Below are 20,423 nucleotides of genomic sequence, written 5' to 3'. Positions count from 1 at the left end.
ACAGCGGTCAGGATCGCCAGCGGTCCAGCACGGCTTCGATGGCGGAGTGGATGCGGTCGCGGGCGGCCTGCCGTTCCACGCCTGCCATGAGGAGGTCGTCGTACTCGGTGTCCAGGTGCCGGATCGAGGCGACGACGGCGAGGAACACCGCTCGTTCGGCCAGTTCCCGGCCGGCGGCGGAGCGGCCCACCCGGCCGCTGCCGCGCTGGCCTGCGTGTTCGGCGATGGCGCGTGCCCGTTCCGGCGGGCAGCCGGGGAACATCTCCGTGATCGCGGTGTGGAACCGGGCGGTGAACTCGACGTCTTCCTCGGCGCGCCGTTCACGATCCCGTCCGCGGCGTCGTTCCCGGACGTCCTCGTCCGCGAGGCACTGTTCCTCGGCGGTGCGCAATGCCGCGTCCTCGACCAGGAGTCCTTGCCGCTCGCTGCGTTTCCTCGACCGGTTGAAGCGGACGACGACGGCGGAAAGCCGGCTCGCCTTCTTGGCCCGGCGGGTCAGCGCGGTGTCGCCCGAGGGCAGGAAGACCAGGTGGCCGAGGTCGGCGCAGTCGAGGCAGTGCGGCTTTTCGTTCTCCATGAACAACAGGTCGCCGGTGCCGCCGCAGTCGGCGCACGTCCAGTCCTTCAGCGCCACGGAGACGACGAGATCCGGCGCCTTCTGCCGACGGGCGAGGACTTGGGCACGTTTCGCTTCGGACAGTCCCGGCATGAGCCACTGCGTCCGGAACAGTGGTTCGAGGCCGGCCAGTTCGCCCGAAGTCACCCGGAGGACAGCTCGGTCGCGGGTCGCGCCGACATGCTCGATCTCGGAGCTTTCGAGGGCTTTTTCCTTCGCCCACCCTTGAAGAGCGCCGAGGGCGAAGTTCAGTTTCTCCGCGCTCACCGGCAAAGCCGTGGACAGATCGGGGATCCGGCCCTGCTGCCAGCTTTTGAGCACACTCTCCGGCAGCCAGCCGATGCCGCTCAAGATGTCGAGCGCGGTCACCGATTTCTGTTTGGACAGCAGCTTCTCCGCCGTCTCCACGACGCGCTGTTCCAGTTTCGCCTCACCTTGCATCGCCGGGAATCCTAGCGATCAGGCGGTCTCGGTCCGCGCGCGGTAGGCACGGATCTTGGCGCGGTTGCCGCAGCGTTCCATCGAGCACCAGCGTCGGTTGCCCGAGCGCGAGGTGTCGAAGAACAGCAGGTGGCAGTCGTCCGCGGAACATTCGCGGACCCGGCCGGACCGTTCGCCCGCGACGAGTCCGATGGCGTCGCGGGCGACGGCGCCGAGGAGTTGCTTCCCGGTGACGGGGGACGCCCAGGCGAGCCGTCGGGTCTTCGGGTCGACGAGGGGCCTCGGGGTCGCCTCGGTCGCGCTGTTCAGCAAGGCGAGGTCTTCGTCCGACGGCGTTTCGCCACGGGCGAGGGTGGGCGCGACGCGGTAGAGCGTGTCACGGAGTTCCTTGAGCGCGGCGAGTTCGGCGGGTTTGATCCGGATGTCGGTCAGGGGAGCGGTCAGTGCCAGCCGGGAGCCGGTGAACCACTCGGCCAGATCGGCCGGAGTGTGCGCGATCTCGTAGCGCTCGTACGGGCCGGGACCGCCGGTCAGCATGAGTTCGAGGCTGAGGCTGCCCGGATCGAACCGATAGCGCTCACCCTGGGCGCTGACGAGCAGTCTTGTTCCCGGAGTCATGTAACCACTATAGTCGGTTTCGAAACCAGGTAAGACGGTTACGGCGGAGGCGTGATGATCGGGAAGACGAAGGACGCGGGCTGGGAGATCGGCGTGTCCAAGACGATGGCGTATCCGCTGGCACAGGTTTGGGAGTACCTCTCGGGTCCGGGCCTCGCGGCCTGGCTGGGTGACGTGCGGCTGGAGCCGGAGAAGGGCGCGCCGTACGAGACGGCGGAGGGCACTGTCGGCGAGGTTCGCGGCTACCGCGAGCAGGAGAAGATCCGCCTCACCTGGCGGCCGAAGGACTGGGACCACGAGAGCACGGTCCAGGTGGGACTTCGTCCGGCGGGGCCGGACAAGACGGTCGTGGTCTTCCATCAGGAGCGGCTCGCCGGGCCGGAAGAGCGCGCCGCTCAGCGTGAGCACTGGCAGGCCGTGATGAAGCTCGTCGCCGACGGTCTCGCCGGCTGATCAGGCCAGCGCTCGCCGTGCCTGCTCGGCCAGTGCGTCGGTGATCCGTTCGGCGCTCAGGCCGAGTTCGCCCGTCTGGTGGAGGAACACGTCCGCGGCCAGCGGAGCCAGAAGGACGTCGGCGAGCGCGTCCGGATCCTTCGCGTTCGCCTCCTCGGCGAGGAGGCGAACGTGCGTGCGCCACAGCCGGTACGGCCCGCTGGTGAACCGCGAATGCCCGACCTCGGTGCCGAGGACGAGATGCGCGTGCCGGGCGAGCAGCCCGATCATCGCCGCGTAGAACGCTGCCAGCCGCTCGGCGGGCGGCGCGCCGGGGCCGAGCGGGGGAGGGCCGGTGAGCAGTCGCTCCTGGAGTTCCCGCTCGTGCTCGTCCAGCAGGGCGACGGCGATCGCCGAGCGGTCCGGATAGCGGCGGTACAGCGTCGCCCGGCCGACCCCGGCCGCTTTGGCGATGTCCTCCATGGTGACGTCCGCGGCCGGACGTGCGGCGAAGAGCTCTTCGGCGGCCTTCAGGATCTTCGCGCGGTTGCGGGCGGCGTCCGAGCGTTCCCGTCCCGAGTCGCCCGCGAGCAGGTCTTCCGTCGGCATTTCCGCAGCCTAGGGAATATCCGGACGCGGCGTCCACTTGTATCCGGCGAAGCAAGTGGACGCCGTGTCCACTTCCTGGTCTGGGAGGCCCCGATGAGCCACCTTCTCCACCTCGACTCCAGTGCCCGCAGCGCGTCGTTCTCCCGCGAGCTGAGTGCTCGTTTCGCCGAGATCTATCGTGCCGCGAACCCGGGCGCGGGCTACACCTATCGTGACGTGGCCGCCGATCCGGTGCCGCCGATCGGCCAGGCCTGGACCGAGATCTGCGACGCGCTCCTCCGGAACGGGATCACCGATCCGGCCGGCTACGCCTCGGTGGTGAAGACGCCGGAGCAGCGCGAGGCCTGGGCGATCATCGAGCCACTGCTGGCCGAACTGCTCGCCGCAGACGTCGTGCTGATCGGGGCACCCATGTACAACTTCTCGATCCCCGCGACGCTCAAACTGTGGATCGACCAGGTGACGTTCCCGAAGATGTCCTTGGCGGGCAAGGCTTTTGTGGTCGCGGGAGCGCGCGGCGGCACGTACCTGCCCGGCACGCCGCGGGAACCGGTCGACCATCACGAGCGCTATCTGCGTGACTTCTTCGCTGGTCACTACGACGTCCACGACGTCACGTTCCTGCGTTCCGAACTCACGAACGCTCTCGTCGACCCGCGGCTGAGCCCGCGCGATCCCGACCGGATCGCGTCGCGGGAACAGGCGCTCCTCGGCGCCGAAAAGCTGGCCTCGGCCGGAAGGGAAGCTTGATGGGCTGGGGAATCCTGCTCCTGGCGGGAGTCGTCGAGGTCGCCTGGTCGCAGAGCATCAAGCCGACGGAGAACTTCACCCGGTTCTGGCCGACCGTGCTGTGCTTCGTACTCGGCGTCGCCGCGGTCTACCTGCTGTCGAAGGCGATGGACTCGCTCCCGGTGGGCACCGCGTACGCCGTGTTCACCGGCATCGGCGCGGTGGGGGCGATCGTGTTCGGCATCGTGATCCACAAGGACCCGCTCAGCTTCGGGCGGTTCGCGGCGATGGCGCTGATCGTCGGAGGGGTGGTGCTGGCGAAGGTGGCGGAGTGAGCCGAGTGTCAGGAAAGGGTCGTTCAGGACGAAAAATGTCTTGAACGACCCTTTCCTGACACGTCAGGCCAGCTTCTCCCACAGGAATTCGAGCATCAGCGCCCATTTGAACGCCAGCTGCTCGTTGTCGGCCGCCGCGCCGTGCCCGCCCTCGATGTTCTCGTGGTATCGCACGTCGTGTCCCTGCTCCCGCATCCGCGCGACCATTTTGCGCGCGTGGGCGGGATGCACCCGGTCGTCCCGGGTGGACGTGACGAACAGGACCGGCGGGTACTCGCCATCACCGCGCACGTTCTGGTACGGCGAGTACTTCCCGATGAAGTCCCAATCCGCCGGGTCGTCGGGGTCGCCGTACTCGGCCATCCACGACGCGCCCGCGAGGAGTTTGTGATAGCGCTTCATGTCCAGCAGCGGCACTTGGCTCACGATCGCGCCGAACAGCCGCGGGTAGCGCGTCAGCATGACGCCCATCAGCAGCCCGCCGTTGCTGCCGCCCTGGATGCCGAGCCGGGCGGGCTCGCTGATGCCGCGTTCGACGAGGTCGGCGGCGACCGCCGAAAAGTCCTCGTAGACCTTGTACCGCTTGGCTTTGGTCACCGAGGTGTGCCAGTCCGGCCCGTACTCGCCGCCGCCGCGGATGTTCGCGACGACGTAGGTGCCGCCGCGCGAGAGCCAGCCGCGGCCGATGACACCGCTGTAGCCGGGGGTCAGCGAAACCTCGAAGCCGCCGTAGCCGGTCAGCAGCGTCGGGCCGCCTTCGGCGCCGGAGGGGCGTACGACGAAGTACGGGATCTTCGTGCCGTCTTCGGAGGTCGCGAAGTACTGCGAGACCGTCATGCCCTCGCTGTCGAAGAACGAGGGAGCGCGCTTGAGGACCTCGACCTCGCCGCCGACGTGCCCGTAGCTCAGTGTCGACGGCTGGGTGTAGCCGCTGGAGTCGAGCAGGTATTCGTCGCTGACATCGGGATCCGTGCCGGTGATCTGCGCGGTGCCCAGTTCCGGGGCGCCGGCGAGCGGCTGCGAGCGCCAGCCGTCGGACGGCGTGAGCACGCGCAGTTCCGTCCGGACGTCGGACAGCGTCGAGAGCAACAGGTGGTTGTGCGTCCAGGCCCAGTACTCCAGCGACGTGTGCGCGTCCGGAGTGAAAAGGGTTGTGAAGGTGCGCTCACCCGCCATGAACGCGTCGAAACCGGAGGCGAGCAGGCTGCCGGAGGGGTACGTCGTGCCTTCGACGGTCCAGTCCGACCGAAGCCGGATCAGCAGCCACTGCCGGTGCGAAGACGTCTGCGCGTCTTCGGGGACTTCGATGCGTTCGAGCCCGCCGGGCGTCCGGAGATACCTTTCCGTGCGGTAGAAGTCGATCGAGCGGTAGACGAAGTCACGTTCCCAGCCCTCGGTCGGATCGTGGTGCGCGGACACCGAGACGTCGTCGGGCTTGCCCTCGAAGACCACCGTCGCCTCTTCGAGCGGGGTGCCGCGCCGCCATTCCTTCGCCAGCCTCGGATAGCCCGAACTGGTCAGCGTCCCGGTCCCGAAGTCGGTGCCGATGTAGACGCGGTCGTGGTCGATCCAGCCGATCCGGGTCTTGGCCTCGGGCACGAAGAACCCGTCTTCGACGAAGCGTCGCTCCGCGAGGTCGAACTCGCGGACCACGGTCGCGTCCGCGCCGCCCCGCGACAGTTCGACTAGCGCGCGCTGGTAACCCGGCCGGAGGACGGCCGCGCCCTGCCACACCCAGTTCTCGCCGTCTGCCTCGGCCAGCGCGTCGACGTCGAGCAGGAGTTCCCACTCCGGCGTGTCGAGCCGGTACTGCTCCAGGGTGGTGCGGCGCCACAGGCCGCGGGGGTTGGCCGAGTCCTGCCAGAAGTTGTACAGGTATTCGCCGCGGCGCCGGATGTAGGGAATCCGGTCGTCGGCGTCGAGGACCTCGCGGACCTCGTCACGGATCCCGGCGAATCGCTCGCCGCCCGCCAGTTCCTCCAGAGCTTCGGCGTTGCGGGCTCGCACCCAGTCCAGCGCTTCTTCGCCGGTCACGTCTTCCAGCCACAGGTACGGGTCCTCGTCACTCATGCTGACAGTCTCGCCGTGGCCCCGGTCCCGGCGCCACCAGGTGCGGTGTTTTCGCCTGACCTGCCGGTACTCCGTATGCTGTTGGCTCGCACGTTTGGGGGACACCATGACCGGCACCGACGAGGTACCCAGACCGTTCGCGCCCTCGCCGGGTCGTCCCGAAAGTCCCCGCAACACGGGGGCCGCCGTGGTCGGTCTGCTCATCGTCGCCGCCTTGACCACCACCGGGATGGCGATGGCGGGCGGGCCGCGGAAGATCGACGGCCAGGCTCTCCCGGTGTCCGGCCAGTACACCTCGGAAGGTGCCAAGGCTCCGGCAGGGAACGCGAAACCCGCGCCCAAGGAGGTGCGGGAGCTGGAGACGAACCCGCTGCTGGCCGACGGGGTCGCGCTCGGCGCGGTCACCTGCCGCCTGCCCGGGATCAGCCGCGAGCCCGCGAAGCTGGAGACTTACTACAAGACGTTCGTGACGTGCTTGGCCGAAGCCTGGAAACCCGCCTTGGACCAGGCGAACGAGCCCGCGCTGACGGTGACCGTGCAGGTGACGCTGCCCGAGACCAGCGCCTGCGGGAAGGCGCCGGGCGAGAACGAGGCCGTCGCCTACTACTGCGGCGGCGACACCACGATCTACGCGCCGACCGAGTGGATGCTGGGCGACGCCGGCCTCGAACGGTCCCGTCACCTCGCGACGATGGCCCACGAGTACGGGCACCATGTCCAGCGGTCCAGCGGGATCCTGTCGGCGGCCGCGGAGAAGATGTCGTCGCCGGAGGAGAACTCGCCCGCGGACAAGGAGCTGGTCCGCCGCATCGAATTGCAGGCGAACTGCTTCGGCGCGCTCGCCCTCGCGGCCGCCGCCGGACGCGGTTCGATCAGCAGGTCGCTGGCCAACGCGGCCCTCGACGACTACGGCCGCGCCGACGACAGCGACACCCACGGCAGCCGCCGTAACCAGCTGAAATGGGCGAAGGCCGGCTTCTCCGGGAAAGCGACGTCGGCGTGCAACACCTGGGCGGCCCCGGCCTCGGACGTCAAATGACCGACGACGTGATGGCGGAGATCAACACCGGCCTCCAGCTGCACATCTCCGGTGATCGCGTCGGCGCGCGCGAGAAGTTCACGGCGCTGTGGGAACGGATCGGCGAGGACGGCGACCCGCTGCACCGGTGCGCGCTCGCGCACTACATGGCCGACGTCTGCGACGATCCGGCCGACGAACTCGCCTGGGATCTCCGCGCGCTCGCGGCGGCCGATTCGCTCACCGACGAACGCGCCAAGGAGTACCACGCGACGCTGGCCGTGCGCGGCTTCTACCCGTCACTGCACCTGAACCTCGCCGAGGATTACCGCAAACTCGGTGATCACGAGTCCGCGAAGGCTCAGTGGGAGCTGGGGCGGGGCACCCTCGGCGCGCTCGGCGACGACCCGTACGGCGCCGGGATCGTCCAGGCGTACGACGCGCTCGCGACCAGATTGGGGATGGAACCGGACTCTCCGGACTTTCGCGCAGGGCGGTGAGGCCATAACCTGGAGTGACTCAGGTCACCCATCCGGGAGGAGCGCGTATGCGGATTTCCGATCTGTTGCGGAACAAGGGGGCGGCCGTCGCGACCGTCTCGCCGGAGACGAACGTCACCGAACTGCTCGAGAGACTCGCGGAGCACAATGTCGGCGCCCTGGTGGTCGTCGACGCCGAGGGCGGGATCGTCGGGATCGTCTCCGAACGGGACGTGGTGCGGCGGCTCAACGAGCGCGGACCCCAGCTGCTCGACGGATCGGTCGCCGCGATCATGACGAAGATGGTCGCCAGCTGCACCCCCGAAGACTCGGTCGACCAGCTGTCCGTCCTGATGACCGAACGCCGGATCCGGCACGTCCCGGTCGTGGTGGACGGCAGGCTGGCGGGGATCGTGAGCATCGGCGACGTCGTGAAGACCCGGATGGAACAGCTGGAGAAGAGCCAGGAACAGCTGGAGGCGTACATCTCCCAGGGCTGAGCCACCGGAACACGCTGGCCGAAGGGCCGTTCCCGAAGCCGGGAACGGCCCTTCGCACGCGCGGCTCAGCCGATGGCTTCGTCGAGCGTGAGCGCGGCGTCGATGAGCCCGAGGTGGGTGAACGCCTGCGGGAAGTTGCCCAGTTGCTCGCCGCTCGGGCCGATCTCTTCGGCGTAGAGGCCGACGTGGTTGGCGTAGGTCAGCATCTTCTCGAACACCAGCCGGGCCTTCTCCGGATACCCGGCACGGGCGAGAGAGGTGACGTAGCCGAACGTGCACAGCGAGAACGTGCCCTCGTCTCCGCGCAGGCCGTCGGGTGCGGCACTGGGGTCATAGCGGTAGACGAGGCTGTCGGTCACCAGTTCGTTCTCGATGCCGGCCAGGGTCGCCAGCCAGCTCGGGTCGTGCGGGGTGATGAAACCGACGTCGGCCATGCGAAGCAGGGACGCGTCGAGGGAGACCGAGCCGTATCGCTGGACGAAGGCCTGTTTGAACGGGCTCCAGCCGTGCTCCCAGATCTGGTCGTAGACCCGGTCGCGTTCGGTCCGCCAGGAGTCGAGCGCGCAGGGCAGGCCGTGCGCCGTCGCCAGGCGGACGCCGCGATCGAAGGCGACCCAGCTCATGAGCCTGCCGTAGGTGAAGTCGGCCTTTCCTTCCCGTGTCTCCCAGATTCCGTCGTCGGGCTGGTCCCAGTTCGCCGCGAGCCAGTCGAGCAGGCCGGTGAGTGCCTTCCAGCCGTCGTGCCCGACCTCGGCGCCCCGGCGGTCGGCCTGGTACACGGTGTCGAGCAGTTCGCCGTAGACGTCGAGCTGGAGCTGCTCGGACGCGGAGTTGCCGATCCGCACCGGCACCGAACCGCGGTACCCGGACCAGTGCGCGAGCGATTCCTCCAGCAGATCCGATGACCCGTCGACGCGGTACATGATCTTCAGCCTGCCGTCGCCGCTGAGGTGGCGCTCCCGGAGCCAGCGGGCGAACGCGACCGCTTCGTCCGTGAAACCCAACGCCAGCAAGGAAGAGACCGACAACGACGCGTCACGCACCCAGGCGTAGCGGTAGTCCCAGTTCCGTTCGCCGCCGATCTGTTCCGGCAGGCTCGTGGTCGGCGCGGCGACCATCGCCCCGGTCGGCGCGTAGGTCAGCAGCTTGAGGGTGATCGCGGACCGGTCGACCATTTCACGCCAGCGCCCCCGGTAGGTCGAATGGTTCAGCCAGTCCCGCCAGAAGCGGACGGTCTCGTCGAAGGCCTGCTCGACGTCGGAGACCGGGATCGCACGGGGTTCCCCGCCGTCCGACTCGAGCACGAAACCCCGTGCCTGCCCGGTTTCCAGCCTCACCGAGCCGTAGACGCCGCCTTCGAGGACGTGGGCGTGCATCGCCGGTGGATCGCCCGGCTCCCGGACCGCGTGCAGGGTCAGTGAAGACGCCCCGCTGTCGAACAGCACGCCGTCTTCGGTGACGGTGGTGGTGTGCGGGCGGCGCGCGTAGTCGAAGCGCGGGACGACCTCCATGGCGAACTCGACGTGCCCGCGCACGCAGCGGACCAGCCGGATCAGCCGGTGGCCGCCGTCGGTGCGCCCGCCGGTCACCGGGCGCATGAAGTCGATGACCTCGCCGGTGCCCAGCCTGGTCATGAACCGGGTGATCAGCACGGCGGTGCCGGGGAAATAGAACTGACGTGACGTGTACGGCTCCCGGACGGGACGGATCCGGCAGTGGCCGCCGCCGGGATCCAGGAGCGCGCCGAACACGCTCGGGGAATCGAAGCGAGGGCAGCAGAACCAGTCGATGGCGCCGCCGGTGCTCACCAGCGCGGCGGTCTGCAGGTCTCCGATCAGCCCGTGGTCGGCGATCGGCGGGTGGTGGTGGTTCACAGGGGACTCCTTGCCGGAAGGGCTTTTCCGACGACCCTGGTCCGCCCCCGGGGAGCGGGGCGTCACCCTGGCCGGATGACTTCCGGGTCCGGCCGGAGCCCTGGCGCTCATCCGCCTCAGGTGATGTGCGCACCCCCGTCGCCGCTGTGCGATGGCCACCGTCAGATCACCCATTTTTTCAGAAGGGACGGTGAGCCGTGGACACGTTGACCATCTGGACGTTCCGCTCGGCCGAAGGCGCGGATCGTGCGGCGGAGACGGTGCGGGGCCTGGTGAAGAACCAGCTCATCTCGGTACACGACGCGGCGACGGTGTCGTGGCCTGTGGGCGCTTCCAAACCGAAGCTCCGCCAGTTGCGCAATCTGGCCGGCCGCGGCGCGCTGAGCGGCGCGTTCTGGGGACTGCTCTTCGGCCTGATCTTCCTCGTGCCGCTGCTCGGCGCGGCGCTCGGTGCCGCGGCGGGCGCTTTCGGCGGGCTCACTTCGGACTACGGCATCGACGACGACCTGATCAAGGAGATCAGGGGGACCGTCACCGAGGGCACGTCGGCCCTTTTCCTGCTCAGTTCGGGCGCGGTCATCGACAAGGTGCGAGACGCCTTCGCCGGCGAGGAAACACCTGAGCTGGCCTTCACGAACCTGACCTCCGAACAGGAAGCGGCCTTGCGGGAAAGCTTCATGCCGGACCAGGAACTCCAGACCGCCGAGGCCCCGGGAACGGGGACGAAATGAGCCGGCAGTGGAGTGCCGGCGCCGATCTCGCCGACCGATCCGGCATCCGGCCGGTCTGGGCCGGATGGATCGTCTTCGCCAGCGTGATCATGCTCATCCTCGGCGCGTTCGACGTCATCGCCGGGATCGTGGCGCTGGTCAGGGGCGATTACTACATCTCGGGCCCGGAGTACTCGCTCGTCCTCGACGTGACCGGCTGGGCGTGGGCCCATCTGGTCGGCGGCACGCTGGTGGCGATCGCGGGTGGCTTCCTCATCTCGGGAGCCATCTGGGCGAGGGTGGTCGCGGTGCTCTTCGCCGCCGGGAACGCGGTGACCCATCTGGTGTTCCTCTCGGCGCATCCGCTGTGGTCGATGATCGTGATCGCCCTGTGCGTGACGGTCATCTGGGCGGTCGTCATCCACGGTGACGAAGTCCCGAACCGCGGGTCATGGTGACCGATCGGCCTGCGAGCCGGACACCGCGGGCGCTCGTCGTCCTGCTCGGCGCGGCCGCGATCGTGGTCGCCATCGCGGGGATCAAAGCGGTCGCGTGGCTGGCGGCGCCGACGTTGCTGGCGCTCGTCATCGTGATCACGCTCAGTCCCGCGCACGGCAGGCTGCGGCGCTTCGGCTTCCCGCGCTGGGCGGCGACGGCGGCGCTCGTGGTGTTCGTTTACGGAATTCTCGTCGCCTTCTGCGTCGCGATGATCGTTTCGGTCGCCCAGCTCGCGGAGTTGTTGCCGCGCTACGGCGACCGGATCACCGCCCTGTACGAGGAAATCGCCGGCGTGCTGGCGGAATTCGGTGCCGGGCCGGGACAGTTGCGCGACATCTTCCACACACTCGATCCCGGCAAGCTCGTTTCCTACGCCGGTTCCCTGCTCTCCGATCTGACCGGTGTCACCACGAGCCTGGTCTTCCTGCTGGGGCTGTTGCTGTTCCTCAGCGCGGAGACGGCGGACATCGACGACCGGATCGCCGGGATCGCGGGAGAGCGGGCGCGTACGGCCGAAGCACTGCGTGACTTCGGCCGTCGCGTCCGGGTGTACCTGGCGGTGACCACGGTCTTCGGGCTCATCGTCGCGGCGATCGACGTTCTCGCGCTGGTCTTGCTGGGAGTTCCGCTCGCGGCGTTGTGGGGTCTGCTTTCGTTCGTGACCAACTACATCCCGACGATCGGGTTCCTGCTCGGCCTCGGCCCGCCCGCCACGCTCGCGCTCCTCGACGGCGGCTGGCGGGCGATGCTGGCGGTGGTGGTGGTCTACATCGTGATCAATTTCGTGCTGCAGTCACTGATCCAGCCCCGGTACGTGGGTAACGCGGTCGGCTTGTCCGCGACGGCGACGTTCGTGGCGCTGGTGTTCTGGGCCTGGGTGCTCGGCCCGCTCGGGACGTTGCTGTCGGTTCCGGCGACCCTGCTGGCGCTGGCCGTGCTGGTCGACGACCCGGGGCGCAGCTGGGTCACCGCGCTGGTGGGTTCGCCCCGGCGGGGACCCGAGGGCGATCAGAACAGGATGAGCACGACGAAGAAGAGGCACGCCACGATGTTCAGCAACCAGCCGTGGTCGTTCGTCCAGTCGCGGACGGCGGGCATGAGCCGGGCGGCGCGCCGCCGGAAGAGGAGATAGGCCAAGAGCGGCAGGGCGGCGATCAGCGTGGTGGTCAGGAGGAACGGGATCGCCGCGCCGAACCCCGCCCCGCCGCGGCCGAGGTCGAGGCCGACGACGCACATCACGACGACGTCCGACGGAAAGAACGCGATGAGCAGGAATCCGGTGCGGAATCCGCGCCGCGGGCCCGCCGACATGAGTGTTCCCAGCCATTTCGGCGGTTCCGCGGTCTCGCGGTGTGTCCAGTTCCAGATCGCCACTCCCAGGAGAAACGCGACCAGACCGTACTGGATCAGCGTGTAGACCGAACCGCCCGAGCCGGAGACGAGGGGATCGGGTGGCAGAAGGCCGGCCAGCCAGGTCGTGAGCGCGGTTCCCGCCGTCACGGCCGTGGCCACTCCCGCCACGAACGCGAGAGAGGTCGGCACCGCGCGCGCCGTCGTGATCAGGATCAGCGCCGACACGAATTGCGGCCCGGCCATCATGGTGATCGCGAGCGGGAGCACCGTGAGCGATTCCGTCATTCCGTACTTCCCGTCCGAGGGTGTTCCGGCAGCGAATCGCGTTGCCCGCCACCGCTTGTCCAGACGGCGACGGGCAACGCTCGCGCGGCGGTCATGCCGCCGGAGCCCTGGGCGGATGCCGGGCCTCGATCCGCGATCCTCAGAATGCGCTGCCGCCGTGCGGGGGTCTTCGTTCTCAGCGGGTGAAAACGACGTCGTGATTCCGTCACCCAACGCGAGAAACACCGCTCGGCGAACACTCTTCGCGACCAGTGGTGACCCGACTCACCCGCCAGGGAGGAGGTGACCGTCGCACGGGGTGAGCAAGATCGGTTCCCTCACTCGTCTGGGGAATCGAAGGGAGACAATCGGTGAGCACTGAACCGCGTGGTCGGTCCAGAGCCAAACTCGTTCTGACAGCACTGACTTTCGTGCTGGTCCTTTCGGCGCAACCAGGGACAAGCCGGTCATCGGCGGATGCCGTACTTTCCGGTATCGGGTTCGTCTTCAGCGGGACGTCCCGCGTTCTCGGCTTCGCCTGGCAGGTTCTCTCCAACGCGGCGATGTCATGCGCCGGCCGATGACCCGCGTCGAGGGCACGGCGCCGGAAACCCACGACGAAGCGGTCGTGGTGCCCTCGCCGAAACTCGCGCCACCACCACCCGCGTCCGACGTCCTCGAACGGGACCGGTTGCTGGACGTCCTCGATCAGGCCACGTCCGGTGAGGTCCCCAGCGTCACGTTGCTCAACGCGCCGGCCGGCTCCGGGAAGACCGTGCTGCTCGGCAGCTGGTTCCGGCGCCGGGCGCGCCACCACCCCGGCGAGCATCTGGTCTGGGTTTCCTTGGACGCCAACGACAACGAGGTCTTCCCGTTGTGGTCGTCGATCCTCCGGGCGGTGGACCACGGCCTGGTCCCCGGGCCCGCGCTCGCGCGGGACGCCTCCGCGCACGAACGCGTCGGCGCGTTCGTCGACGCGTGCGCGCGGCTCCGCCGGCCGGTGATCCTGGTGCTGGACAACGCACACGAGCTGTCCGCGCCGGACACGGTCGAGAGCGTGAACCTGCTCCTGCGCTATCTGCCGTCCGGAGTACGGGTCGTCATCGCGACCCGGTTCCCGCCGCCGCTGATCCTGCCGCAGCTCCGGCTCGAAGGCAGGCTGCGGGAGATCACGGCGCCCCAGTTGAATTTCACCGAGGAGGAGACGGGGAAACTGCTCGCCAGGAAGAACCTGTCGCTGTCCGAGGCGGATCTGGACCGGATCGCGGAACGAACGGAAGGCTGGGCGGCGGGACTGCGGTTCCTCACCCTCGCGCTGGACTCCGCCCCGGACACCGGCGGGACCATCCGGTCCTTCACCGGTGACGACCGCCTGCTTGCCGAGTACCTGTCCGGGGAGATCGTCGGCCCGCAGCCCGCGCACATCCGCGATTTCCTGCTGAGCATGTCGGTGTGTCCCGAAATCACCGACGGGCTGGCCGCCCGGTTGACCGGACAGGAGCACGCCGGCCAGATCCTGTACACCCTCACCCGCACCAACACGCTGGTCACCCGGCACGGCGGGGCGGAGGTCCGCTACCGCTGTCATCCTTTGCTGCGCGACCACCTTCGCGCGGAACTGAGCCGGCGCCATCCACGGGCGTATCGCAGGCTCCACCGGCTGGCGGCGGAATGGTTCACGGACTCCGGAGACGTGCTCGCGGCGCTGGAGCACAGCGTCGCGGCGAAGGACGAAGAGCTGATCACCCGCTACATCCAGCGATCCGGGTTGCAGATCGTCCTCAAAGGACACGGGGCGCGGTTGCACAAGCTGCTCGGCGCGCTGCCGGAGCATCTGCTCGCCCGGCCACAGGTCGCGCTCGTCGCCGCCATCGCGTCCCTCGACGACCACGACCTCGTGGCGGCGGACCGGTACCTCGGCCGGATCGACAATTCCGCCCAGCCACTGCGTTCCGGACGGCTGCGCGCGTTGAACGCCGTGGCGGTCCTCTGTCGCGCGAGGTACGGCGGAGAGCTGAACGAGGCCCTCACCGCACTCCGCGCCACGAGCGCGGGCGACACCGGCGACGTCGACCTCGACCTGCTGGCGCTGGCCACCCGGGGGACGGCCGCCCTGTGGCTGGGCGACATCCCGGGCGCCACCGAGGATCTGGAACGCGCGCTGCGGATGGCCACCCTGGAGCGCCGCGACGCCGTCAGCCTGCATTGCGAGATCCATCTCGCGGGAATCGCCTGTGTGCAGGGCGACCTCGCCGGGCTGGCCGTGCACACCGGCGCCGCCTTCGAACTGGCCCGGTCCCACGGCTGGACCGAGACTTCGCGCACCGCCTTCCTGTACACCGTGCTCGGGCTGGCGGCTTATCAACGGCTGGACCAGGAGAGCGCCCGCCGGTTTTCCGCGCTGGCGTCACGGCTTCTGCCCGCGGTGGTGGACCCGGCCGTGGAAATGCTGACGGTGACCCTCGGGGCCGCCGTCGAATTCGGCCTCGCGGCCGATCCGCACGCGGTCGTCGAAACGTTGCGGAGCCACCGGAAACGGCTCGCTGGGGAGTCGGTCGCGCCGTGGCTCGTCGCCTGCACGGCGCCGGTCGAGCAACGGCTCGCCCTCCGCGTCGGAGAACCCACGTGGGCGATGGACGTGATGGAACGGCACCGGCACCTGCTCGCGCCCTACGCCGAGCACGCGCTGCTGAGCAGCCTCGTGCACCTGCACCGCGGGCGGACCGGCGCCGCCCGCCGTCGCCTGCGCCCGGTCATCGAGCGGCAGACCAGGACACTGGTGGCGCACACCCTGATCGAAAGCTGGCTCCTCGAAGCGGTTCTCGCCGACCAGGCAGGCGAACAGAACCAGGCGCACGCCGCCGTCAACCACGCGCTCGACCTCGCGGCACCCCAGCAGGCGCTCCGGCCGTTCCACGACGCGGGGCAGGACATCCGGGAGCTGCTGGTGCGCGGCGCCGGGCGGTTCGGCCGCACCGAAGAGTTCGCGAGTGCCGTGCTGCAGGCGTTGCCCGCCCGCCCCGGGGCGCCGGTCGACCCGCTCACCTCACGCGAGCTCGAACTGCTCACCGAGTTGCCGTCCATGCGCACCGCGGAACAGATCGCCGATTCGCTCTACGTCTCGGTGAACACGGTCAAGACCCACCTTCGCGGCATCTACCGGAAGCTCGGCGTCAACCACCGCCGCGACGCCGTCGTCGCCGCACGAAGGCGCGGCCTGTTGTAGGCCCTCGGGCCGGGACGGCTACTCGCGCCACCCCGACAGCTCGACACCCTTCGCGACGTCCACCCGGTATCCGAGCGTCACGACACCCTGCGCGCCCGGAGCGAGCGTCAGCCGCCAGGTGAACTCGCCCAGCTCGGTCCGCTCCACCGGCTCCGGCACGGTGCGCACGTCGCGGACGGTGATCGCGTCGTCCCGGGAGACCGGTGCCTGGTCCAGCACGGTCACGACGGCTTCGCGCGGGCTGTGGTTGACGATCGTCGTGGTGTAGGCGGCCTCCCGTTTCCGGGCGCCGGACAGCGTCGCCTTGCTCGCCGAGCGGTGCGCGAGTTCCCGGTCGACCCGGATCCGGTCGTCCACGCCGAGGGCGAGTTCGAGTTCCTCGCCCGGCGCCCAGACCTCCAGCCGTGTGGTGCCGACGAACTCCGTCTCGTGGAACACCGACGCCTTACCCGGGCGCAGCGTGTGCTCCGAGGTGTTGACCACGGCCGCCCGCAGGTACGCCTCGCCCGACACCGCCGGAGCGGTGACGTGACCCAGTTTCGCCGTCAGCTCCAGCTGCGCGAGCGTCGTGCGGTGGCCCTGCGCTCCCGACGGCACCGCCACCGGGCGCCCCGGCCGGTAGGTGACCGCGGTGGTGCCCTGTTCGACGGACGCGGTCCGCATCGCCATCGGCGGCGCGGCGGGGGCGGCCATGCCCACCGACTCGGGGATCCCGCCGCCCGCGGGCGAGGCGCTGCCGTACGCGGCGCGCGCCATCAACGGCTGGACCGGCCGGACACGGTCGAGGAACCACGGTTCGAGTTCCGGTACCTTCACCGTGTTCGCCGGCCGCGCGGTGGACAGGGCCAGCTTGCATTCCGGCCAGTCCTCCCCGGTGTGCTGGGTGATCCGCCCGTACCAGGTCACCGAGACGTCTTCACCGCGGACACGGACGTCGTAACCGGGCTCCCAGCTCGCGTTCGCGACCACATAGGACAGTTCGAGGCCGATCTCAGCGCCGTCCTCCTTGCTCTCGACTTCGACCGTGACCGTCGCGCTGTCCACTTCGGACATGCCTTGTTTGGCCTCGATCTCCCGGTCCAGCGCCTTGAGGTCGTCACGGAGCCGGGCGAGGCGGATGCCGAGTTCACGGCGCTTCCCCAGCGCCTCGGCCAGTTGCGCGCCGAGCGCCTCGGTGACTTCGGCGACCCGGGGCGGCTCCGCCGTACCCGCCGCGAGCGCCTTCGCGAAACTGCCGCCACTCCGCTTCGCCACCCCGGTCAGCAGATCGACCTTCGTGGTCTCCGCGGCGACAGCGTCCGCGACCTCGTCCACCACCGCCTGATCGGCCCGCCGTCGCTCGGTCAGCGCGCGCAAGGAAACGTCCGCGGGGGCGGGATGGCGCTCGACGACGACGTCGACCCCGGCGATGACGGCCGGGCCGGTGCCGGTGACGCGGACCGAATCCGTGTCCAGGTTCCACGGCAGGCCCGCGAAAGCGAAGCGCGTTTCCCCGTCCAGGCCCGCTGAAGCCCGCCTGGTGATCCGGGCGTGGTGCGGGTAGACGGTGACGGCGACGATCGGTGCTTCCAGGGTGCTCGGCATGCCCCCGACGTTAGTCTCTTGACACCCGTTCGGGTGGCCGGAAACCTCAGCTGCGTCTTGCCCGCCCGCCCTTGGGGGTCACGTGAGAGTCGCCAGACTCGCCGCCTTGTTCACCGCCGTCCTGGTTCTTCCGGCGACCGCCCTGCCCGCCCAAGCCGACGCGCCACCGGCGCCGGTCTTCTCCGGCGGTCAGGCGCAACCGGTGTTCGACCCGGCCGACGTCATCCGTGAGAACGTCTGGGTCACCGCGCCGGTCGACAGCGACGGCGACGGCAAGGACGACCTCGTGCACGCGGAGGTGGTGCGGCCCCGCGCGACACAGCAGGGCATGAAGGTCCCGGTCGTCTACCAGGCCAGCCCTTACTACGCGGGCGGCAACGACGTCGCGAACCACAACGTCGACGTCGAGCTGTACGTGCCCGGCGCGAAGCGGCCCGCCGCGGGCCCGCGGATCGCGACCAGGACCGTCGGCCCGAACCCGGCGCCGATCGGCTGGCGGTACCAGGACTACTTCACCGCCCGTGGTTTCGCCGTGGTGTACGGGGAGTCGCTCGGCAGCGGCCAGTCCACCGGCTGCCCGAGCACCGGCGACGTCAACGAGACCATCGGCGCGAAGTCCATTGTGGACTGGCTGAACGGCAGGGCGACGGCCCGTGACGGGGCGGGCAAGGCCGCCGTCGCGGACTGGAGCACCGGCAAGACCGGCATGATGGGCGTCTCCTACAACGGGACCCTGCCCAACGCCGTGGCCAGCACGGGCGTCGAGGGGCTGGAGACGATCGTCCCGATCGCGGCGATCTCCAGCTGGTACGACTACTACCGCAACGACGGCGCCGTCGTCGCGGCGGGCGGTTTCCAGGGCGAGGACGCGGACGTGCTCGCGGATTACGTCTACACCCGCCAGGATCGCGCCGTCTGCCGCCCGCTGATCGACAGCATCGCGGTCGACCAGGACCGGGTGACCGGTGACTACAGCCGCTTCTGGGACGTGCGCAACTACCGCAACGACGTGAACAAGGTACGCGCTTCGGTGCTCGTGGTGCACGGCCTCGGCGACTGGAACGTCAAGACCGACCAGGGCACCCGCTGGTACGAAATGCTCAAGCGGCACGGGGTCGAGCACAAGATCTGGCTGCACCAGGCCGGGCACGCCGACCCGTACAGCCTCCGCCGCGACGTCTGGCTCGCCACCCTGAACAAGTGGATGTCGCACTACCTCTACGACGTGGACAACGGCATCGAACGCGAGCCTAAGGCCACCATCCAGCGTGAAGACAAGTCGTGGGTGGACGAGCCGGAGTGGCCGCTGCCCGGCACCCAGGACGTGAAGCTCTACCCGTGGCCCGGTGGTTCCTCGAAGGGCAAACTCGACACGCGCAACCCCGTTCCGGGCAAGGCCGCGGTCGAGACGCTGGCGGACGACGCGAGCAAGACCGTCGAGCAGCTCGCCGCCGCGACGTCTTCGGGCAACCGGCTGCTCTACGCGACCACCGCGGCGAAGCAGCCCGTGCGTCTCTCCGGAACGGTGAAGACCGACCTGTCGTTGTCCTTCGACAAGCCGGCCGCGAACGTGACCGCGGTGCTCCTCGACCGCGCTCCGGACGGGACGGCGAAGGTGATCACCCGCGGCTGGACCGACCCGCAGAACCGGCGCGACCCCGCCCGCACCGAGCCGATCACCCCTGGTGAGAACTACAAGGTCGAGGTCGAGCTGGTGGCGAAGGACTACCTGCTCGCGGCCGGGCACAAGATCGAGTTCCTGGTCGCCTCCAGCGACCACGACTACACGCTCCGGCCCAAGCCCGGCGCCGGTGTCTCGGTCGAGCTGAACCGGACCTCGCTGGTGCTGCCGGTGGCGGGCGGCAAGCCCGCGCTGCGAGCTGCTTTCGGCTGAGCGAGCCCACTTCCGTGAAGGCATCCTTCCTTACCCTGAGGGTAGGGAAGGAGGCCTTCACCACGTCATCGACGTGCCGTGGTGACGCCGCGACGGCGGTGCCGGGCGTGACGGGAGCCGGCGTTCCGGGTGGAAAAACACCCACCCGACCTCGGGCTTGTACGGAAAATGTATTTCCCCCGGCTTTGCTTCGGCCTGTCCGGCTTCCCCACCTGATGGAGGTCTCCATGTCCAGGTTGCGCCGTTTCGCAGTGCTCGCCGCGGCCGCCGTCCTGCCCGCGCTCGGCCTGACCCTCGCCGGTACGACGCAGGCGTCGGCCGCCCCGAACTTCCAGGTCCCCTTCAAATGCGGCGTCACGGTCACGGCGGCGACGTTCAGCGGGCACAGCCCGGCGAACTCGGTCGACTTCCAGAAGTCGGGGATCACCGGGATGCCGGTGCTGGCGTCGGCTGGCGGCACCATCACCCGGGTCGCCAACGAAGGCAGCACGAGCTACGGGCGCTGGGTCGAGATCGACCACGGTGGCGGCTGGCGGACCCGGTACGCCCACCTGTCGACCCAGTCCGTCTCGGTCGGCCAGGCCGTCAGCGTCGGCAAGCAGATCGGCACGGCCGGGGCGACCGGCGGGGTGACCGGTCCGCACCTGCACTTCGAACAGCGGCTCAACGGGGTGGCGCAGAAGGCGGTGCTGCACGGGGTCGCGGTGCCGTACTACGGCCACACCAACTTCACCAGCAAGAACTCGTGCGGCGGTAACCCGTACGACGCCACCGAGGTGTGCGGCAGCGGATTCTCGGTCGTCGATTCGCAGGGGCTCGCGAACAGCGCGGGAACGGCGTACCTGCTCTACAACGCCTCGACCAAGGCCAACTGCGTCACCACGTTGAAGGCGGTTTCCCTCGGCACCGCGTCGCCGGTGTCGGCGTTCCTCGAAGTCCAGGGTTCCGCTCGCGTGACCGACTCCGGCAGCTTCACCTACTACGCCGGACCGGTGAAGAAGACGGCCGCCTCGACCTGCGTCAAGTGGGGCGGTTCGGTCGGATCGAACGCTTACGAGAGCCCGTTCGAACACTGCGGCTGACCCCGCGGGGCCGGGCACTGTAGACCACCCCACCGACAGGATCGGCGTCCCCGCGACCCGGCCCGCGGCGGTTGTCCACAACGGTCCCGGC

18 protein-coding genes and 1 pseudogene are annotated in these 20,423 nt (G+C 69.3%); 12 read left to right on the top strand and 7 right to left on the bottom strand.

Annotated elements, in window-relative coordinates; translation table 11 throughout:
- Positions 1-7: 7 nt before the first annotated feature.
- Together ACIHAO_RS25930 and ACIHAO_RS25925 are read right to left on the bottom strand one after the other, a co-directional pair.
- Complete coding sequence (locus ACIHAO_RS25930) at positions 8-1,057, bottom strand: DUF2293 domain-containing protein (RefSeq protein WP_396561953.1); 1,050 nt, start codon at positions 1,055-1,057, stop codon at positions 8-10.
- A gap of 18 nt (positions 1,058-1,075) precedes the next feature.
- Entirely contained in the window at positions 1,076-1,675 is a 600-nt protein-coding gene (locus tag ACIHAO_RS25925) for a CGNR zinc finger domain-containing protein (protein WP_396561951.1), read from the bottom strand.
- 54 nt (positions 1,676-1,729) lie between these two features.
- On the opposite strand from ACIHAO_RS25925, the gene ACIHAO_RS25920 reads away from it, so the two are divergent.
- On the top strand, positions 1,730-2,128 hold the full coding sequence (locus ACIHAO_RS25920; protein ID WP_396561949.1) for an SRPBCC domain-containing protein: 399 nt from the start codon (positions 1,730-1,732) through the stop codon (positions 2,126-2,128).
- Here the strand turns inward: ACIHAO_RS25920 and ACIHAO_RS25915 are convergent, their stop codons facing one another.
- Positions 2,129-2,716, bottom strand: a complete 588-nt coding sequence (locus ACIHAO_RS25915; protein ID WP_396561947.1) for a TetR/AcrR family transcriptional regulator — start codon at positions 2,714-2,716, stop codon at positions 2,129-2,131.
- A gap of 93 nt (positions 2,717-2,809) precedes the next feature.
- Here ACIHAO_RS25915 and ACIHAO_RS25910 point away from each other — a divergent pair, with 93 nt between their 5' ends.
- Together ACIHAO_RS25910 and ACIHAO_RS25905 are read left to right on the top strand one after the other, a co-directional pair.
- Positions 2,810-3,466: an FMN-dependent NADH-azoreductase gene (locus tag ACIHAO_RS25910; protein ID WP_396561945.1), complete on the top strand. Its 657-nt coding sequence runs from the start codon at positions 2,810-2,812 to the stop codon at positions 3,464-3,466.
- Positions 3,466-3,780: a multidrug efflux SMR transporter gene (locus ACIHAO_RS25905; RefSeq protein WP_125785387.1), complete on the top strand. Its 315-nt coding sequence runs from the start codon at positions 3,466-3,468 to the stop codon at positions 3,778-3,780. The genes ACIHAO_RS25910 and ACIHAO_RS25905 overlap by 1 nt, the downstream gene beginning before the upstream one ends.
- A 63-nt stretch (positions 3,781-3,843) precedes the next feature.
- Here ACIHAO_RS25905 and ACIHAO_RS25900 read toward each other — a convergent pair whose 3' ends face one another.
- A complete protein-coding gene (locus ACIHAO_RS25900) occupies positions 3,844-5,850 on the bottom strand; it encodes a prolyl oligopeptidase family protein (protein WP_396561943.1) in 2,007 nt (668 codons plus the stop codon).
- Positions 5,851-5,956: 106 nt separating this feature from the next.
- Here ACIHAO_RS25900 and ACIHAO_RS25895 point away from each other — a divergent pair, with 106 nt between their 5' ends.
- Genes ACIHAO_RS25895 through ACIHAO_RS25885 form a run of 3 tightly spaced genes read left to right on the top strand, consistent with a single transcriptional unit; the run spans position 5,957 to position 7,847 of the window.
- Complete coding sequence (locus ACIHAO_RS25895; protein WP_396561941.1) at positions 5,957-6,889, top strand: neutral zinc metallopeptidase; 933 nt, start codon at positions 5,957-5,959, stop codon at positions 6,887-6,889.
- Positions 6,886-7,368, top strand: a complete 483-nt coding sequence (locus tag ACIHAO_RS25890) for a hypothetical protein (protein ID WP_396561939.1) — start codon at positions 6,886-6,888, stop codon at positions 7,366-7,368. The genes ACIHAO_RS25895 and ACIHAO_RS25890 overlap by 4 nt, the downstream gene beginning before the upstream one ends.
- A gap of 47 nt (positions 7,369-7,415) precedes the next feature.
- Positions 7,416-7,847, top strand: a complete 432-nt coding sequence (locus ACIHAO_RS25885) for a CBS domain-containing protein (RefSeq protein WP_125785391.1) — start codon at positions 7,416-7,418, stop codon at positions 7,845-7,847.
- Positions 7,848-7,912: 65 nt separating this feature from the next.
- Here ACIHAO_RS25885 and ACIHAO_RS25880 read toward each other — a convergent pair whose 3' ends face one another.
- Positions 7,913-9,721 (bottom strand): glycoside hydrolase family 15 protein, encoded by a 1,809-nt coding sequence (locus tag ACIHAO_RS25880; RefSeq protein WP_396561936.1) that lies wholly within the window; start codon positions 9,719-9,721, stop codon positions 7,913-7,915.
- Between the two features lie 197 nt (positions 9,722-9,918).
- On the opposite strand from ACIHAO_RS25880, the gene ACIHAO_RS25875 reads away from it, so the two are divergent.
- From ACIHAO_RS25875 to ACIHAO_RS25865, 3 genes are read left to right on the top strand one after another with little or no spacing between them, the layout of a single operon-like run.
- Complete coding sequence (locus ACIHAO_RS25875; protein WP_396561934.1) at positions 9,919-10,452, top strand: DUF1269 domain-containing protein; 534 nt, start codon at positions 9,919-9,921, stop codon at positions 10,450-10,452.
- Positions 10,449-10,889 (top strand): hypothetical protein, encoded by a 441-nt coding sequence (locus ACIHAO_RS25870; protein WP_396561932.1) that lies wholly within the window; start codon positions 10,449-10,451, stop codon positions 10,887-10,889. The genes ACIHAO_RS25875 and ACIHAO_RS25870 overlap by 4 nt, the downstream gene beginning before the upstream one ends.
- Positions 10,883-12,061, top strand: a complete 1,179-nt coding sequence (locus ACIHAO_RS25865; protein WP_396561930.1) for an AI-2E family transporter — start codon at positions 10,883-10,885, stop codon at positions 12,059-12,061. Before ACIHAO_RS25870 ends, ACIHAO_RS25865 begins: the two co-directional genes overlap by 7 nt.
- On the opposite strand, the pseudogene ACIHAO_RS25860 reads toward ACIHAO_RS25865, so the two are convergent.
- A pseudogene (locus ACIHAO_RS25860) lies at positions 12,004-12,525 on the bottom strand (GAP family protein); the annotation flags it as partial. The gene ACIHAO_RS25865 and the pseudogene ACIHAO_RS25860 sit on opposite strands and share 58 nt — an antisense overlap.
- A gap of 589 nt (positions 12,526-13,114) precedes the next feature.
- Between ACIHAO_RS25860 and ACIHAO_RS25855 the strand changes: the two are divergent.
- Positions 13,115-15,772: a LuxR C-terminal-related transcriptional regulator gene (locus ACIHAO_RS25855; RefSeq protein ID WP_396561928.1), complete on the top strand. Its 2,658-nt coding sequence runs from the start codon at positions 13,115-13,117 to the stop codon at positions 15,770-15,772.
- 18 nt (positions 15,773-15,790) lie between these two features.
- On the opposite strand, the gene ACIHAO_RS25850 is transcribed toward ACIHAO_RS25855, so the two are convergent.
- Complete coding sequence (locus ACIHAO_RS25850) at positions 15,791-17,356, bottom strand: DUF4139 domain-containing protein (RefSeq protein ID WP_396561926.1); 1,566 nt, start codon at positions 17,354-17,356, stop codon at positions 15,791-15,793.
- A gap of 82 nt (positions 17,357-17,438) precedes the next feature.
- Between ACIHAO_RS25850 and ACIHAO_RS25845 the strand changes: the two genes are divergently transcribed.
- The gene (locus ACIHAO_RS25845) at positions 17,439-19,250 is read left to right on the top strand and encodes a Xaa-Pro dipeptidyl-peptidase (RefSeq protein WP_396561924.1); all 1,812 of its coding nucleotides are present in this window, start codon (positions 17,439-17,441) and stop codon (positions 19,248-19,250) included.
- 227 nt (positions 19,251-19,477) lie between these two features.
- Positions 19,478-20,332 carry a M23 family metallopeptidase gene (locus tag ACIHAO_RS25840; protein WP_125785394.1) on the top strand — a complete coding sequence of 285 codons (855 nt, stop codon included), beginning with the start codon at positions 19,478-19,480 and terminating at the stop codon, positions 20,330-20,332.
- Positions 20,333-20,423: the final 91 nt, after the last annotated feature.

Origin of the sequence: Amycolatopsis sp. NPDC052450, from assembly GCF_044547565.1 — a bacterium.
In the GTDB taxonomy this organism is placed as follows: Bacteria; Actinomycetota; Actinomycetes; order Mycobacteriales; family Pseudonocardiaceae; genus Amycolatopsis.
The sequence above is the reverse complement of the archived record's forward strand: the minus strand, read 5'-3'. Positions and strand labels throughout refer to the sequence as shown.

Coding starts and splice junctions, on each gene's coding strand:
- ACIHAO_RS25885 (WP_125785391.1), top strand. CDS start 7,416: ATGCGGATTTCCGATCTGTTGCGGAACAAGGGGGCGGCCGTCGCGACC.
- ACIHAO_RS25850 (WP_396561926.1), bottom strand. CDS start 17,356: ATGCCGAGCACCCTGGAAGCACCGATCGTCGCCGTCACCGTCTACCCG.
- ACIHAO_RS25930 (WP_396561953.1), bottom strand. CDS start 1,057: ATGCAAGGTGAGGCGAAACTGGAACAGCGCGTCGTGGAGACGGCGGAG.
- ACIHAO_RS25910 (WP_396561945.1), top strand. CDS start 2,810: ATGAGCCACCTTCTCCACCTCGACTCCAGTGCCCGCAGCGCGTCGTTC.
- ACIHAO_RS25895 (WP_396561941.1), top strand. CDS start 5,957: ATGACCGGCACCGACGAGGTACCCAGACCGTTCGCGCCCTCGCCGGGT.
- ACIHAO_RS25890 (WP_396561939.1), top strand. CDS start 6,886: ATGACCGACGACGTGATGGCGGAGATCAACACCGGCCTCCAGCTGCAC.
- ACIHAO_RS25870 (WP_396561932.1), top strand. CDS start 10,449: ATGAGCCGGCAGTGGAGTGCCGGCGCCGATCTCGCCGACCGATCCGGC.
- ACIHAO_RS25900 (WP_396561943.1), bottom strand. CDS start 5,850: ATGAGTGACGAGGACCCGTACCTGTGGCTGGAAGACGTGACCGGCGAA.
- ACIHAO_RS25855 (WP_396561928.1), top strand. CDS start 13,115: ATGCGCCGGCCGATGACCCGCGTCGAGGGCACGGCGCCGGAAACCCAC.
- ACIHAO_RS25925 (WP_396561951.1), bottom strand. CDS start 1,675: ATGACTCCGGGAACAAGACTGCTCGTCAGCGCCCAGGGTGAGCGCTAT.
- ACIHAO_RS25920 (WP_396561949.1), top strand. CDS start 1,730: ATGATCGGGAAGACGAAGGACGCGGGCTGGGAGATCGGCGTGTCCAAG.
- ACIHAO_RS25905 (WP_125785387.1), top strand. CDS start 3,466: ATGGGCTGGGGAATCCTGCTCCTGGCGGGAGTCGTCGAGGTCGCCTGG.
- ACIHAO_RS25915 (WP_396561947.1), bottom strand. CDS start 2,716: ATGCCGACGGAAGACCTGCTCGCGGGCGACTCGGGACGGGAACGCTCG.
- ACIHAO_RS25865 (WP_396561930.1), top strand. CDS start 10,883: ATGGTGACCGATCGGCCTGCGAGCCGGACACCGCGGGCGCTCGTCGTC.
- ACIHAO_RS25840 (WP_125785394.1), top strand. CDS start 19,478: ATGTCCAGGTTGCGCCGTTTCGCAGTGCTCGCCGCGGCCGCCGTCCTG.